We start from the raw sequence: 14,426 nt of genomic DNA on the forward strand, positions 1-14,426 counted from the left end.
TATCCAGGGAGAGCTCCAGGAATATTCACAACGACGAGGGGGACACACAATGCCTGCTTTCACGTTTGAGAAGATTTCGCCGCCGATCCGCCGCGGCCCGATTCCTCTGATCGCCAGGAAGCAACGCGGCGTCATCGTTCTGATCCTGGATCGTTTCGTCGAGGCACGCGTGAAGCGGTCAAGACGTGACAAGGAGGGCCTCACCGCCCGCCGCCAAGAGAAACCAGCGGATTGAGCTTCACCGCGCGGAGCGCATCAGCAGGCTGCTCCAGCCCTCGATCCTGAGATGCCGAAGCAAGACCAGCCCGCGCGCGCGGTAGGCTGCGATGACCGCGCCGGCCTGATGCGGCAGCAGCCCCGATAGGATGACCAACCCCGATGGTGCAAGATGCCGCGCCATCGGCGTTGCCATTTGCCTCAAGGGATTGGCGAGAATATTCGCCAGCACCAGATCGAATGGCCCGTGCTTTCCGAATTCCGGCGCTGAAAACCCGGTGGCACGGATCGTCTGCACCCGATTTCCCGTGCCATTGAGCCGGGCGTTATCCCGTGCCACCCGAACCGAGAGCGGATCGATGTCGCTCGCCAGCACCGCGCTATGCAAGGCGTTGGCCGCCGCGATCGCAAGTACGCCGGTACCTGTTCCCAGGTCGAGCACGCGCTTCGGCCGGCGCGCCTTCAGCACGTGATCGAGCAGCAACAGGCAGCCGCGCGTGGTGCCGTGGTGCCCGGTGCCGAACGCCAGCGCCGCCTCGATTTCGATGCCGAGCTTGTTGGGCGACACCCTGGAGCGGTCATGGTGGCCGTGCACGACGAATCGTCCCGCGCGAACCGGGACCAGTTCTTCGAGCGTGGCCTTCACCCAGTCTCTGGCTCCCACTGTATCGAAGGTGAGGTCCTGTGCCGCGTCGCCGCCGGCGGCAATGCCGACGCGTTCGCGGATCGAGGTTTGATCGGGCGCCTCCGCAAAATGCACGGTGATGTGCCAGCGCCCGTCCGGCCCCTCGAACGCCGCGGTCACAGCCTGGCCTTCAAAAAAACTCTCGGTGAGGAGATCGACCACGCGCCGCGCGGTTTGCTCGCTGCCGATGGCAAAGGTGGCGCGGTGGGTGCTCGGGGAAGTCATCAATGTTCCGGGGGGAATAGGTGCAGGCGGCAGGCGTGGCAAACGCGGGTGAAGCCCATACCAAAATGAGGACAACACCCGCCTGTCCTGCGGAAGAATTTTCAGTCCGCAAACCGAGACCCTAGCGTGTGTTCACAGCCTGTCTACAACCCCTGCAAGGCTTCTTCACAGGGCTATACACCGAAGTTCAAGCCGATTGTTCACAGCCTCATCCCAGGATTTGCACAACAAATCCACCGGCTTTTCCACTGGTCATCCCACGGGTTATCCACAATTTATCCACCGTGGGCGCGGATGAATTCTCCCGCGCTCGCCAGCGCGAGTCGTCCGTCCTCCAGCTTGGCGTTCCACAGCGGCCATGCGTGAATCATGTGCGGCCAGATTTCCAGCCTCACATCGACGTCGGCAGATCCGAGCGCGGCGGCGAACCGGGTGGCATCCGCGAGCAGCGTCTCTGCCGATCCGACCTGAATCAGCGTTGGCGGCAAGCCGCGCAAGTCCGCAAACAGCGGCGAAATCAGCGGGTCCTTGCGATCGACGGACGTCGGCACATAGGCATCCGCCAATTCGGCGAGATAGGCTTTGTGAATAATCGGGTCGACAGCATCCTTGGTGTCGAGCGTGGCGCCCGACATGGTGAGGTCGGTCCATGGCGAGATCAGCCACGCGCAGGCAGGCAAGGCCTCACCGGCTGCGCGCAGCCTGCTGATGAGTGTAATCGTGAGATTGCCGCCCGCACTGTCGCCGCCGACCGCGACGCGATCAGCCGAGATGCCTTGCCGGCGCAGGAAGCGCCATGCCGTCATCGCATCCTCGTGGGCCGCCGGGTAGGGGTGTTCGGGCGCGAGGCGATAGCCGATCGCCAGCGTGCGCACGCCTGCCGCGCGGCCGGCTTCCGTTACCAACCGGCGGTGACTCAGGATCGAACCGGAGCAATAGCCGCCGCCGTGGAAGAACATCAAAATTCGGGAAGGGTCGCTGCCGGGTGCAAGCGACCACTCGCCGGGGACGCCATCGCAGTCGACCGTTTCCAGCGTCACATCGTCGGCCACCGGCCAAACCGATCCCACCTCGTCTAAGCGCTGGCGCCGTTCGGACCATCCGACGGGCCGCGGCTTTGCGCCCAGCAACGCGCGGATCGCGTCAATTTCTTTCTGAGCCAAGGGTTTCTTTCCCCGCCGGGAAGCCGAGCGCGTTCGAGCGCGCTCTTATGAATCCGCGCCCTTGCCTGGGTGTCAACCGGCCTTGTCCCCTCAGCCAAACAGCGCCCGGTGATCGCCCAGGATCACGCGCGCGGCGTTGTGGCCGGGGGCGCCGGTGACGCCGCCGCCGGGGTGGGCGCCGCTTCCGCAATGGTAGAGACCCTTTAGCGGCCCGCGATAATCGGCGTGGCCGAGCATCGGCCGCGCCGAGAACAGCTGGTTCAGCGTCAGCGCGCCGTGGAAGATATCGCCGCCGAGCAGGCCGAACTGGCGCTCCAGATCGAGCGGCGACAGAATCTGCCGGCCGATCACGCTTGCCGCGAAGCCCGGCGCGTATTGATCCACCGTCGCGATCATGAGATCGGCGACTTCGTCGCGATGGTCGTCCCACGATCGGCCATCTGATAGTTGCGGCGCGACGTGCTGACAGAACAGGCTGGCGACGTGCTGGCCCGGTGGGCAGAGCGTATCGTCCAGCGTCGAGGGGATCAGGACCTCGATCACCGGCTCGCGGCTCCAGCCGCGGCTTCGGGCGTCCTGCCAGGCGCGATCCATATACCCAAGGCTCGGGCCGATGATGATGCCGGCGGTCAGATGATCGCCTTCGCCCGGCAACGCCGTGAACGAGGGCAGGGCGTTCAGCGCAACATTCATCCGGAAGGTTCCGGAGCCGTTGCGCCAATTCCTGATGCGGTTGAGAAACGCCGGCGGCAGCGCGTCCGCCGCTACCAGCCGCGTATACAGCAGCTTCGGGTTGACGCTGGAGGCGACGTATTTGGCGCGAACGGTTTCGCCGTTGTCGAGGATCACGCCCACCGCGCGGTCGAGTTCGACGATCACCTCGCGCACGCCGGCATCGAGCTCGATCTCGGCGCCATGGCCGCGCGCGGCGCGCGCCATCGCTTGCGTGATCGCCCCCATGCCGCCAATGGCGTGGCCCCAGATCCCCTTTTTGCCGTTCACCTCGCCGAACGCATGATGCAGCATCACATAGGCCGAGCCGGCGGCGTAGGGGCTGGCATAATTGCCGACGATGGCGTCGAACCCGAAGAGCGCCTTGACCAGATCGTTCTCGAAGGTGTCGTCCAGCATCTCGCCGGCAGAGCGCGTGAACAGATCGAGCAGCGAGCGCTGCTGCTCGAGCCTCAGCCGGCGCAGGATGTTGGCGGTACCGATCGCATTCACGGCTTCGCGGATCGTGCCGATGCCAACCCCCTCGACGATGTTCGGGGGCGCGCGCAATATGAACAGACGCAGTACATCGGCGATGGCTTCAAGGTCGCGGCTGAACGCATCGATCCGGTCAGCATCGCGCTCGCTAAGCCTGGCAATCGATTCCTGAGTGCGGCCTTCGCCGGTCAGCAAATAGCTGCCATCCAGGGCGGGGAGGAAATTCTGCGCGCGGCGTTCGACGATCCGCAAGCCGTGATCGTGCAGTCTTAAATCCGAAACGATCTGCGGGTTGAGCAGGCTGACGGTGTAGGCCGCGACCGAATTGCGAAAGCCCGGATGGAATTCCTCCGTTACCGCAGCGCCGCCGACTACCTTGCGGCGCTCGACCACCTTCACGCGCAGGCCGGCCCTCGCCAGGTAGGCGGCGCAAGTGAGGCCATTATGCCCCGCGCCGATGATGATGACGTCGGTTTCTGTCATGTCTGTTTCAAGAAGGTTTGATTGGTCCTCGTGATTCGCCGATGTGCAATAGCACATCGTGAAATCTGGAGGTCCCGGGTTCGATGCTCCGCATCGCCCCGGAATTTCATCAATCATTAGCGAAGATGGCAATGAGAGCACAGCGCCAAGTGACGATTTTGGGTCCCGCATTGCCCGTCGCGGCACCCTATGCTCCATTGCCCGCTCCGGCGGGCGCCTTGCCGGAATCCCGCCGGCGGCGCCCGCCGGGTTCAAGCCGGAGTTTTTATGACGTTACCTGATCCGTTCGCTGTCACGGACAAGCCTTCCGCGGGCAGAAACCGGCTGATGCTGATTGTCTATACTGCCGCGATCTTTGTCAGCGCGCTGCTCTTGTTTTCGGTGCAGCCCCTTTTCACCAAGATGGTGCTGCCGCGGCTCGGCGGTTCGCCGGCCGTGTGGTCGGTCGCGATGGTGTTCTTCCAGTCGCTGCTGCTCGCCGGCTATGCCTATGCGCACTATCTGATGCAAATCCGCAACCGCGTGATTCCGGTGGCAATCCATCTGGTGCTGCAGGCGGTCGCGCTGCTGACGCTGCCGCTATCGATTGCGAGCGGCTGGGGCGAGCCGCCGACATCGGGCTATGCATTCTGGCTATTGGGGCTGTTCGCGGTCTCGATCGGGCTGCCGTTCTTTGCGCTGGCGGCCAACAATCCGCTGCTGCAGGCCTGGTTTGTGCGCACCGGTCACCCCAACGGGCCGGATCCTTACTTCCTCTATGCTTCCTCGAATGTCGGCAGTTTTCTGGCGCTGCTGTCTTATCCGGTGCTGCTCGAGCCGATGTTCTCGCTGCGCACGCAAAACCTGATCTGGACCGGCGGCTATGGCCTGCTGATCGTGCTGATCGCGGCTTGCGGCGTGCTGCTGGTACGCTCGCCTGTCACCGCTGATGCCGGCATGCAGGTCGATGATACCGACGCACCGGCGCCGCCGTGGATCTTGCGGGCACGCTGGATCTTCCTTGCCGCGGTGCCGTCGGGTCTCCTGATCGCGGTGACCGCGCATATTTCCGCCGATGTCGCCGCCGCGCCGCTGCTTTGGGTGCTGCCGCTCTCGCTCTATCTGCTGACCTGGGTGCTGGTATTCCAGTCGCGTCCGCTGCTGCCGCACAAATGGATATTGATGGTGCAGCCGCTGGCGATCATGGGCGTGATCGGGCTGCTCGCGATCGGCGGCGAACGGAATTTGCTGCTGACGCTCGGCGGCCACCAGCTTTGTTTTTTTGTCATTGCGATGGCCTGCCATGGTGAGCTGGCCCGTACCCGCCCGGCCGCGAAATATCTTACCGGCTTCTATGTCGCGCTGTCGTTCGGCGGCATGGTCGGCGGATTGTTCGCGGGGCTTATCGCGCCGTACACCTTTTCATGGGTCGCGGAATATCCGATTCTGGTGGCGTTGGCGGTGCTGTGCCGGCCTGCGGTGGAAGAGCGGTCCCCCCGCTGGAGCCGTTGGTACTGGCCGTTTCTCGCCGCTGTTGCGGTGGTGTTGATCGCGCCATCCTACACCGGCGGCAAAGTTTTTGCGTGGCTGGACAATAATCGGGTCTATCTGGTCGGCGCGGTCGCGGTTGTCGCGATGATCCTGGCAATCCTGGCCAAGGTGGATCGCTGGAAGCTCGCTGCTACCGTTACGCTGGCGCTGGTACTGATCCGCGTCTATCCGGCCGACGAGGGGCGGGTGGAAACCGTTCGCAGCTTTTTCGGCGTCCACAAGATCGTGGTGACGCCGGCCGGCCAGTACCACGTGCTGATGCACGGCACCACGATCCACGGCGCCGAAAAATTCCAGAACGACGACGGCACGCCGGTGACCGGGCGGCCCGAGCCGATCACCTACTACCACAAGGACGGCGGCATAGGTCAGGCGATCGCGGCCGTGCGCGAGCGCAAGGGCGGACCGCTGCGCGTCGCAGTGATCGGGCTCGGCGCCGGCACGCTCACTTGCGCCTCCGAGCCGGGTGAGACCTGGAAGTTCTTCGAGATCGATCAGTCGATGGTCGATACCGCGCGCGACCCGAAATATTTCACCTACATCCAAAACTGTGAGCCGGATCTGAAGCCGGTGATCGGCGACGCGCGGCTGACCTTCGCCAAGGAGCCAGACGGCATTTACGACCTGATCATCGTCGATGCCTATTCGTCGGACTCGATTCCGATCCATCTCGCCACCGAAGAGGCGATGGAGATCTACAAGAACAAGCTGGCGCCGCAGGGCGCGGTGGTGATGCACGTCTCGAACCGGCATCTGGAACTGTCGAGCGTCGTGGTCGGCATCGCCGAGGCCAACGATCTCAAAAGCTGGGTCTACAACGAGGATTCCGGCCGCGACGACGAATACATTTTCTCGACGTCGGTCGTGGTCTGCGCACGCGAGGAGGCAGACGTCGGCAAGCTGGCGTCGTCAAAGGATTGGACGCCGGAGGAAGCCGACGAGAAACAGCGGGTCTGGACCGACGATTATTCCAACGTGCTCGGCGCGCTATTGCGGCGGCTGAAGGACGGCGAAGAGTAGAGCCTCAGCAACTGCGCGGGGGAATTCGATGCATGATAAGGTCGATGCCCTGATTAACGGCTCCGGAGCATCGGGCGCGGCGGTGGCGTGGAATCTCGCCGATACCAGGATGCGGATTCTTTGTCCCGGGCAGGGCGACTGGTCGCTGCTCGATGCGGTCCGCGCGCGGCCACCGATGTACCGCGTAATTCACTGAACGTCCGCGCTAATAGGTGAGCAGGCCACGCGGCTGAGACGGCCGTGGCGCGTAGACCTGCGGCGCGTATTGGGGCGCAGAGCCGCGGTAATATTGCTGCTGTTGATAGACCTGCGCGTCGTAGAGTTGCCGGCTGCGCGGCGCCGGATAGCGCGCGGCGTCCGAACTGCCGTCCGCCGGATAAATGTAATTGGGGTCAGCCTGCGCCTGCGGTGCGACCCGGCCGGGCGCGACCTGCTGCGGCGTCAGCATGACGGGATCGCCGGCGGCGGTATTGGAGCGGGTCCGCGGATTGCGCGCCAGCGCGATCTGGGAGGAGCCGGTGAGTGTCACGGTGGTGTTGAGTACGCCTTCCCTTTGCACCAGCGCATACAGCGTCGAGGCGTTGGCGCGCGACAACCGCACGCAGCCGTGCGACGCGGGGGTACCGAGGCGGCTTTGGTAATCGGTGCCGTGAATGGCATGACCGATCTTGGTGAAAAAGATCGAATGCGGCATCGGCGCGTCGTCGAATTCCTTGGAGTAGTGGTCTTCCTCCATGCGGAAGGTGCGGAAGCTGCCGTTGGGCGTCTCGTAGGACGGGATGCCGGTGGAGACCGGCCACTGGTAGCGTTCGATGCCGTCCACCGCGACGGTCATCATCTGCGCATTCTTGTCGATGGTGATGAAGACCGTGGCCTGCGCGGCGCCGGTGGCGAACAGCATCAGACCAGCAACAGCAACGAAAAAGTAACGCATTTTACCCTTGGCCTCCGGGCCTGATTCAGCGCCGCTCACGCCGTTGCCTCCATCAATATGCCCGGAATTAATATGCCCGGAATTCGGTTTTGGTTCCAGCGGCCGGTCGGGCCATCGTTCATGTACCCCACGGCGCAAACAAGGCGGAGGCGGGGTTTTATCTGGTTGCAAACGTCGGGATGGTCCAAAGGACCAGAGCCCAGATGTGCAATAGCACGCCGGGGAATTCCGAGATTTCAGTTCGCTCGCCCTGCTTGAGCTCCGGACCTGCTTCCGCCCGATTTGAATTCGTCGCGGTCGCGCAACCATTTACCCGGATCTGCGTTGAAGTTTAGCGGCGGCGTATTCGCGGCCGAGCATCGGGGAATTGGAATGAGAAAGATCAGGGTCAAGGCAGCGACGCTGCCGACCGGTTTGCCCGCAAGACTCTATCTTGCGGCCGCGGCCATCATCGCATTGTTGGCGATCCCTCACCTCGCGCATGCGCAGGGCCTCGTCCGAGGCGCGCAGCAAGGGACGTATGAAGGCAATCGAATTGCCGGCCCGGTGGGCGGCGTGGTTGGCGGCGCGGTCGGGGCCGGCGTCGGCGGCGCGATGGGAGCTGTCAAGGGCGTGTTCGGAATTCCGGATCGCGGCTGGCGGCGCGGCTGCCGCGGTTACTATGACCGCCACAACCGTTTCCGTTGCTATCGGTAAATTCTTAAGCAGTCATTCCGGGGCGCGTTAGCGCGAACCTCAGATGCGCAATCGCGGATCGGGGAATCGCGAGATTCCAGGTTCGACGCTCGAGCCGCCCCGGAATGACCTGTTAGTTGTCGCGCGCCAACGTCAATTTTTCAGCCGATAGCCGGTCTTGAAGATCCACCATATTGTGACCATGCAGATCGCCAGGAACGTCAGCGTCATGCCGAGGCTCAGGGTCACGCTGACGTCGGCGATTTCGTAAAAACTCCAGCGGAAGCCGCTGATCAGATAGACCACGGGATTCATCAGCGTGATGGTGCGCCAGCCCGACGGCAGCATGTTCACCGAATAAAAGCTGCCGCCGAGGAAGGTCAGCGGCGTCACCACCAGCAACGGGATCATCTGCAGCTTTTCGAAGCCGTCGGCCCAGATGCCGATGATGAAGCCGAACAGGCTGAAGGTCACGGCTGTCAGCACCAGGAATAGCAGCATCCACCAGGGATGCTGAATCTCCAACGGCACAAACAGCCCGGCCGTGGCCAGAATGATCAGGCCGAGGATGATCGACTTGGTCGCGGCCGCGCCGACATAGCCCAATACGATTTCGAAGTACGACACCGGTGCCGACAATATCTCGTAGATGGTCCCGACGAATTTGGGAAAATAGATGCCGAACGAGGCGTTGGCGATGCTTTGCGTCAGCACCGACAGCATCACCAGCCCCGGCACAATGAAGGTGCCGTAGCTGACACCTTCGACCGAGGTAATGCGGGAGCCGATCGCCGCGCCAAATACCACGAAATACAGCGACGTCGAAACAACGGGCGAAACGATGCTTTGCAGCAGCGTGCGCCAGGTGCGCGCCATTTCGAACAGATAGATCGCGCGGACAGCCGTGAAATTCATGGCGCCCTCACCAGGCTGACGAAGATGTCTTCCAGCGAACTTTGGCTGGTGTCGAGATCGTTGAAGCGGATGCCGGCGTCCCTGAGGTCGCCGAGCAGGCTGGTGATGCCGGTGCGCTCGCCTTGGGTGTCATAATTGTAGATCAATTGGCGGCCCTGATCTGACAGTTCGAGGTTGTAGGGCGCGAGCGCCGCAGGGATCGCATCGATCTTGCTTTGCAGATGCAGCTTCAGCTGCTTCTTGCCGAGTTTTTGCATCAGGCCGGCCTTGTCCTCAACCAGGACAATCTCGCCCTTGTTGATGACGCCGATCCGGTCGGCCATTTCCTCGGCCTCTTCGATGTAGTGCGTGGTGAGGATGATGGTGACGCCCGAGGCCTGCAGCGTCCGCATCACTTCCCACATGCCCTTGCGCAACTCGACATCGACGCCCGCGGTCGGCTCGTCGAGAAACAGGATCTGCGGCTCGTGCGACAGCGCCTTCGCGATCATCACGCGGCGCTTCATGCCGCCGGACAAGGTGACGATCTTGGCGTCCTTCTTGTCCCACAGCGACAAATCCTTCAGCACCTTTTCGATATGCGCAGGATTTTTCGGCTTGCCGAACAGGCCGCGGCTGAAGCTGACCGTCGCCCACACCGATTCGAAGGCGTCGGTGTGCAGTTCCTGCGGCACCAGGCCGATCAACGAGCGCGCGCCGCGATAGTCTTTGTTGATATCGTAACCGCCGACGGTCACGCTGCCTCTGCTGAGATTTGCGATGCCGCAGATGATGCTGATCAGCGTCGTCTTGCCGGCGCCATTCGGCCCGAGCAGTGCAAATATCTCGCCGCGGCGGATTTCAAGGTTGATGTTGTCAAGCGCCTTGAAACCGGAGCCATAGGTCTTCGACAGATTGGAAACGGATATGATGGGGGGCATGGGGTTTGATAGTCTAATCAGCAAATGCGGCAAAATGCGGCACAGTAGAAAGCGGCGCTTCGGCCGGCTCGGGGGCGAACATCGACAGATAGGCACGCTTTCGCCACTGCGCAAGCGCCGCACTCATAACGAAGGTCAATCGAGGAGGAGGAGGGAGTGATTCGCCCTCAAACGAAGCTACAGCGAAACCCAGACCGCACTGTTTTCACCTGAAATAGTTGAGGATGATGTGCAAGTCGGATGCGGTGGCGGGCGTCCCGTTCAGTTGCGCGTCAATGACCCGTCGACAAATTTCGACGGTGGCCTGATCCCCGAGGTCGTTTGCGGCTTCGAGAACGATCCACGCTGCATCTATCGATTTGTCGGGCGTCGGCTCATCGGAAACGATGCCGAGGCGTTCACGCGTGACGCTGCCGAATGAGAATGCGTTCATTGCCTGCTTCCGCCGATTTCAGGTAGGTCGTCTCAATGCATGTGAAGGGCGGGTTGCGGCTTCGGGTCGGACTCGGCACCCTCGGCATTCTTGCGAGACTTGTAAAATTCCAGAACGCTCCGGGACGTCTCGACGTTGAGGCCGCCAAATTCCTTTTCCAGGTCATACAAGTCCTTGGCGGTGATGCGGTGATCCTTTGCGCCAAGAAAAAGCAACGACATTGTGGTCGCCCACGAAAAGTCGAGCGCCTTGGTCACAACCAGCAGCATTTCCCTGTTCTTGTCTACCAACGCACGTTCGATCACGTCGCCGGGTAATGAGCACAACAAGGATAGTCCGATGGTAACCTCATCGAGCTTATGGGATCGGGCGTATCCCGATATGCTGTTCTCATTCAGGTTGCCCTGCCGATGCTGGGCCGTCACGACCCGCTTTGCGACAAAATAGCTCCTCGATACCGGACCGAACTTGGACTGCAGCGCGCCCGCGACATCGGTCACCGAGGTCTGAATCTGATCGACCATGTCGGGACGCTCGTGTTCGAGGCGCTTTTTCACGTCCTCCGATGCCTTGGCGATCAGTTGCTGGAAAATATGCCTCGGGATGTCCTTACGCAGACCGAGTTGCTCGGCGAGAATGGAATCGCCCTCGGCCCGTTGGATCAAGTGCAAAAAGCCGAAATCCGAGAAACGCGCCCCATTGTTTTTTGCGACGGAGTTCACGACCTCCTGATTGCCGCGGGTCACGAGCACGTCTGTGATCGTCTCGTCGAGCGATTTTCGCTTCGAGATCGCGAGCAAATGCGGCTGGCTTTTGGTGCAGACGTTGGCGACCAGGGCGTAATCCTCGAGTCGATCGGACTCCCCGAGCACGGGGCCGGCGACTTCGATCGAATCATCGAAGGCGAGTTTATGAAGGATATTGACGGGGGCACGGTCGAAGTCGGCGAGCCGCTTTGCAAGCGCGGCGCGGGCCGCAACTTCAATCTCGTCCGCGATCCGTCCTATCACCTCGCCGAAAGTCCATATCTCCTCGTCGCTGTACCGGCCGGCTATCATTAAATCGGTCGTATACCACAACGCCCGCGTGCGGCTTTCGGCCGTTCCCCGCAAAATTGCGTCGTCGAGGCCCTGCAGAAACGACTTTACCTTACTCATTTTTGGCAAACCCTAAACCGCAACAAATGCGCACAAGCGATGTCCGCGTCGAATCATACGCCCAGAGACGCAAGTTTTCGGTAAAAATGGCGGATAAGTATTGCTTCTAAAAATTCGTTAAAATGCGGAGGATTTTGTTAACCTTTGGCCGTGAGATCGGCGCAAGCAACGCCATTTCCTTGGTTTTTGCGGCTCAAACCCGCTCCACGAAACTATCGACCACCTTTTTCTCGCCGGCTTTTTCGAAGGCGATGGTGAGCTTGTTGCCGTCGACCTTCACCACCAGGCCGTAGCCGAATTTCTGGTGAAATACGCGGTCGTCCAGCGAGAATTCCGAAGTCGTACCGGTGGATTTCGCGATCAGTTCGCCCTCGATGGTCAGCGGCGCGCGCTTGCTACGCGAGGAGCCGCCCGGGCCGTCGCCGCGCGACCTTGAAAACGGCGACTGGCTTTCGTTGAAGCCGCCGCCGGCCTGGCCGTTGCGGCCGCCCTGGTTGCGCGCACGATTGGCCTGCGCCCGCTGCCAGCCCGGCGTCGCATAGCTCGAGCCGAACGATTCCACATTGTCGAAGCGCGAGGGGCCGTAGCCGCTGCTGCCGCCCCAGCCCGATCCGCCCTTGGATTCCGTGATCTCGACATTCGGCGCCGGCAATTCATCGAGAAAGCGCGACGGCATCGTGGTCGACCAGGTGCCGTGAATCCGCCGGTTGGTGGCGAAGTAGAGCTTGGCGCGGCGGCGCGCGCGGGTCAGCCCGACATGGGCGAGGCGGCGCTCTTCTTCCAGTCCGGCGCGGCCCTGTTCGTCGAGCGTGCGCTGGCTCGGAAACAGACCTTCCTCCCAACCGGGCAGGAACACGTTGTCGAATTCAAGCCCCTTCGCCGAATGCAGCGTCATCAGCGACACCGCATCGTCCTCGGCGCCGCCCTCGCGGTCCATCACCAGCGAGATGTGTTCAAGAAAACCTTGCAGGTTCTCGAATTCCTCCATCGAGCGCACCAGCTCCTTGAGGTTTTCGAGGCGACCGGCGGCGTCGGCCGAACGATCCTTCTGCCACATCTCGGTGTAGCCGCTTTCGTCGAGCACGATCTCGGCCAGCTCGGTATGCAAAGTGACCTCGCTTTGCGCGCGCCAGCGATCGAAACTGACGATGAGATCGCGCAACGAGCCGCGCGCTTTCGGCTTCAGCTCATCGGTCTCGACCACGGCGCGGGCGGCCTCGGACAGGGGAATGCGGCGCTTGCGGGCATGGTCGTGCAGCATCTGCAGCGTGGCGTCGCCTAGACCGCGCTTCGGCACATTGACGATGCGCTCGAAGGCGAGATCGTCGGCTGGCGAGTTGATCACGCGCAGATATGCCAGCGCGTCGCGGATTTCCGCGCGCTCGTAGAAACGCGGGCCGCCGATCACGCGATAGGGCAGGCCGAGGGTGACGAAGCGATCTTCGAATTCGCGCATCTGGAACGAGGCCCGCACCAGAATCGCGATATCGTTGAGCTTGTTGCCGGCGCGCTGCAGCTCTTCGATCTCCTCGCCAATGGCGCGGGCTTCTTCTTCGGAGTCCCAGGAGCCGGTAACGGTGACCTTTTCGCCGTCGACGTCCTCGGTGCGTAGTGTCTTGCCGAGCCGACCTTCATTATGCGCGATCAGATGCGAGGCGGCAGCGAGGATATGGCCGGTGGAGCGGTAATTGCGCTCCAGGCGAATGACCTTGGCGCCGGGAAAATCGTGCTCGAAGCGCAGGATGTTGTCGACCTCCGCGCCGCGCCAGCCATAGATCGACTGGTCGTCGTCGCCGACGCAGCAGATGTTTTTGGGCGGCGCGGAGGGCGCCGCCACGGGATGCGCCGAAGGCGCAGACCCGGAATCTCGAGCTGATTGCTCGCCATCTCCAGGTTCCGGGCTCACGCCTTCGGCGTGCCCCGGAATGACAGGGGATGAGGGAACGACGGCAGCACCGGTGTGCCCCGGAATGATCGTGGACAGCGCCACGCCCGGCTTGCTCGGCGCCTGCGCCAACAGCCGCAACCACAAATACTGCGCGACGTTGGTGTCCTGATATTCGTCCACCAGGATGAATTTGAAGCGGTTCTGGTATTGCCGGAGCACGTCGGGGTGTTCACGGAACAGCCGGATGTTTTCCAACAACAAGTCGCCAAAATCGGCGGCGTTGAGGATCTTCAGCCGTTCCTGATAACTCGCGTAGAGTTTTCCGCCCTTGCCGTTGCCGAACACCGCAGCTTCGCCCGGTGGTACCTGCGACGGCATCAAACCGCGGTTCTTCCAGCCGTCGATTAATCCGGCGAGCATGCGCGCCGGCCAGCGTTTGTCGTCAATGTTCTCGGCCTGCAATAGCTGCTTCAAGAGACGGATCTGATCGTCGACATCGAGCACGGTGAAATTGGATTTCAACTGCACCAGTTCGGCATGGGTGCGCAGGATGCGGCCGCCGATCGAGTGAAACGTGCCGAGCCACGGCATGCCTTCGACGGCCTGGCCGAGCATCTGGCCGAGCCGCAGCTTCATTTCGCGCGCCGCCTTGTTGGTGAACGTCACCGACAGGATTTCGGCCGGGCGGGCGCGGCCCGTGCTGAGAATGTGGGCGATGCGGCAGGTCAGCACGCGGGTCTTGCCGGTGCCGGCTCCCGCCAGCACGAGCACCGGCCCGTCGAGCGTTTCCACCGCCTCGCGCTGCTCGAGATTGAGGCCGGCTAGATATTGCGGGGTTGCGGCCGCACGCGCGCGCGCGGCGATGCCACCGGCCGCAGGCTGGTGGTCGGGGAGGCCATGATGGGTCAGCTTGTTCGGCTCAGTCATATGCGAATCGTCTTCCGCCCACGATGGCACCGCGGGGCCGTGAAGG

At 62.3% G+C, this 14,426-nt stretch carries 13 protein-coding genes; 4 read left to right on the forward strand and 9 right to left on the reverse strand.

Going from position 1 to position 14,426, the window contains the following annotated elements; genetic code table 11:
• Window positions 1-49 precede the first annotated feature (49 nt).
• The gene (locus N554_RS0133355) at window positions 50-235 is read left to right on the forward strand and encodes a hypothetical protein (RefSeq protein WP_029587409.1); all 186 of its coding nucleotides are present in this window, start codon (window positions 50-52) and stop codon (window positions 233-235) included.
• A gap of 3 nt (window positions 236-238) precedes the next feature.
• Here the strand turns inward: N554_RS0133355 and N554_RS0133360 are convergent, their stop codons facing one another.
• The 3 genes from N554_RS0133360 to N554_RS0133370 all read right to left on the reverse strand — a co-directional run bounded on the left by N554_RS0133360 (window position 239) and on the right by N554_RS0133370 (window position 3,981).
• Window positions 239-1,126 (reverse strand): 50S ribosomal protein L11 methyltransferase, encoded by an 888-nt coding sequence (locus N554_RS0133360; protein WP_029587410.1) that lies wholly within the window; start codon window positions 1,124-1,126, stop codon window positions 239-241.
• Window positions 1,127-1,401: 275 nt separating this feature from the next.
• Entirely contained in the window at window positions 1,402-2,289 is an 888-nt protein-coding gene (locus N554_RS0133365) for an alpha/beta hydrolase (RefSeq protein WP_029587411.1), read from the reverse strand.
• Window positions 2,290-2,379: 90 nt separating this feature from the next.
• The gene (locus N554_RS0133370; RefSeq protein ID WP_029587412.1) at window positions 2,380-3,981 is read right to left on the reverse strand and encodes a phytoene desaturase family protein; all 1,602 of its coding nucleotides are present in this window, start codon (window positions 3,979-3,981) and stop codon (window positions 2,380-2,382) included.
• Window positions 3,982-4,248: 267 nt separating this feature from the next.
• On the opposite strand from N554_RS0133370, the gene N554_RS0133375 reads away from it, so the two are divergent.
• Window positions 4,249-6,531: a fused MFS/spermidine synthase gene (locus N554_RS0133375; protein WP_029587413.1), complete on the forward strand. Its 2,283-nt coding sequence runs from the start codon at window positions 4,249-4,251 to the stop codon at window positions 6,529-6,531.
• 28 nt (window positions 6,532-6,559) lie between these two features.
• On the forward strand, window positions 6,560-6,727 hold the full coding sequence (locus tag N554_RS40675) for a hypothetical protein (RefSeq protein WP_156042248.1): 168 nt from the start codon (window positions 6,560-6,562) through the stop codon (window positions 6,725-6,727).
• 9 nt (window positions 6,728-6,736) lie between these two features.
• On the opposite strand, the gene N554_RS0133385 is transcribed toward N554_RS40675, so the two are convergent.
• Entirely contained in the window at window positions 6,737-7,465 is a 729-nt protein-coding gene (locus tag N554_RS0133385; RefSeq protein ID WP_029587414.1) for a L,D-transpeptidase, read from the reverse strand.
• A gap of 372 nt (window positions 7,466-7,837) precedes the next feature.
• On the opposite strand from N554_RS0133385, the gene N554_RS0133390 reads away from it, so the two are divergent.
• Window positions 7,838-8,161 carry a hypothetical protein gene (locus N554_RS0133390; protein ID WP_029587415.1) on the forward strand — a complete coding sequence of 108 codons (324 nt, stop codon included), beginning with the start codon at window positions 7,838-7,840 and terminating at the stop codon, window positions 8,159-8,161.
• A gap of 132 nt (window positions 8,162-8,293) precedes the next feature.
• On the opposite strand, the gene N554_RS0133395 is transcribed toward N554_RS0133390, so the two are convergent.
• The 5 genes from N554_RS0133395 to N554_RS0133420 form a co-directional block, all read right to left on the reverse strand.
• Window positions 8,294-9,055 carry an ABC transporter permease gene (locus tag N554_RS0133395; protein WP_029587416.1) on the reverse strand — a complete coding sequence of 254 codons (762 nt, stop codon included), beginning with the start codon at window positions 9,053-9,055 and terminating at the stop codon, window positions 8,294-8,296.
• Window positions 9,052-9,975, reverse strand: a complete 924-nt coding sequence (locus tag N554_RS0133400) for an ABC transporter ATP-binding protein (RefSeq protein WP_029587417.1) — start codon at window positions 9,973-9,975, stop codon at window positions 9,052-9,054. Before N554_RS0133400 ends, N554_RS0133395 begins: the two co-directional genes overlap by 4 nt.
• A 205-nt stretch (window positions 9,976-10,180) precedes the next feature.
• Entirely contained in the window at window positions 10,181-10,408 is a 228-nt protein-coding gene (locus N554_RS0133410; RefSeq protein ID WP_029587418.1) for a hypothetical protein, read from the reverse strand.
• A 32-nt stretch (window positions 10,409-10,440) separates the two neighbouring features.
• Window positions 10,441-11,565 carry a DUF2336 domain-containing protein gene (locus N554_RS0133415; protein WP_029587419.1) on the reverse strand — a complete coding sequence of 375 codons (1,125 nt, stop codon included), beginning with the start codon at window positions 11,563-11,565 and terminating at the stop codon, window positions 10,441-10,443.
• 193 nt (window positions 11,566-11,758) lie between these two features.
• Complete coding sequence (locus tag N554_RS0133420) at window positions 11,759-14,380, reverse strand: ATP-dependent helicase (RefSeq protein WP_029587420.1); 2,622 nt, start codon at window positions 14,378-14,380, stop codon at window positions 11,759-11,761.
• Window positions 14,381-14,426 lie beyond the last annotated feature (46 nt).

The sequence above is a fragment of the Bradyrhizobium sp. URHD0069 genome (assembly GCF_000701345.1).
GTDB lineage: Bacteria > Pseudomonadota > Alphaproteobacteria > Rhizobiales > Xanthobacteraceae > Bradyrhizobium.

Bases quoted from the DNA above. Each gene is read 5' to 3' on its own strand.
- N554_RS0133355 (WP_029587409.1), top strand. From the start codon at position 50: ATGCCTGCTTTCACGTTTGAGAAGATTTCGCCGCCGATCCGCCGCGGC.
- N554_RS0133360 (WP_029587410.1), bottom strand. From the start codon at position 1,126: ATGACTTCCCCGAGCACCCACCGCGCCACCTTTGCCATCGGCAGCGAG.
- N554_RS0133370 (WP_029587412.1), bottom strand. From the start codon at position 3,981: ATGACAGAAACCGACGTCATCATCATCGGCGCGGGGCATAATGGCCTC.
- N554_RS0133375 (WP_029587413.1), top strand. From the start codon at position 4,249: ATGACGTTACCTGATCCGTTCGCTGTCACGGACAAGCCTTCCGCGGGC.
- N554_RS40675 (WP_156042248.1), top strand. From the start codon at position 6,560: ATGCATGATAAGGTCGATGCCCTGATTAACGGCTCCGGAGCATCGGGC.
- N554_RS0133385 (WP_029587414.1), bottom strand. From the start codon at position 7,465: ATGCGTTACTTTTTCGTTGCTGTTGCTGGTCTGATGCTGTTCGCCACC.
- N554_RS0133390 (WP_029587415.1), top strand. From the start codon at position 7,838: ATGAGAAAGATCAGGGTCAAGGCAGCGACGCTGCCGACCGGTTTGCCC.
- N554_RS0133395 (WP_029587416.1), bottom strand. From the start codon at position 9,055: ATGAATTTCACGGCTGTCCGCGCGATCTATCTGTTCGAAATGGCGCGC.
- N554_RS0133400 (WP_029587417.1), bottom strand. From the start codon at position 9,975: ATGCCCCCCATCATATCCGTTTCCAATCTGTCGAAGACCTATGGCTCC.
- N554_RS0133410 (WP_029587418.1), bottom strand. From the start codon at position 10,408: ATGAACGCATTCTCATTCGGCAGCGTCACGCGTGAACGCCTCGGCATC.
- N554_RS0133415 (WP_029587419.1), bottom strand. From the start codon at position 11,565: ATGAGTAAGGTAAAGTCGTTTCTGCAGGGCCTCGACGACGCAATTTTG.
- N554_RS0133420 (WP_029587420.1), bottom strand. From the start codon at position 14,380: ATGACTGAGCCGAACAAGCTGACCCATCATGGCCTCCCCGACCACCAG.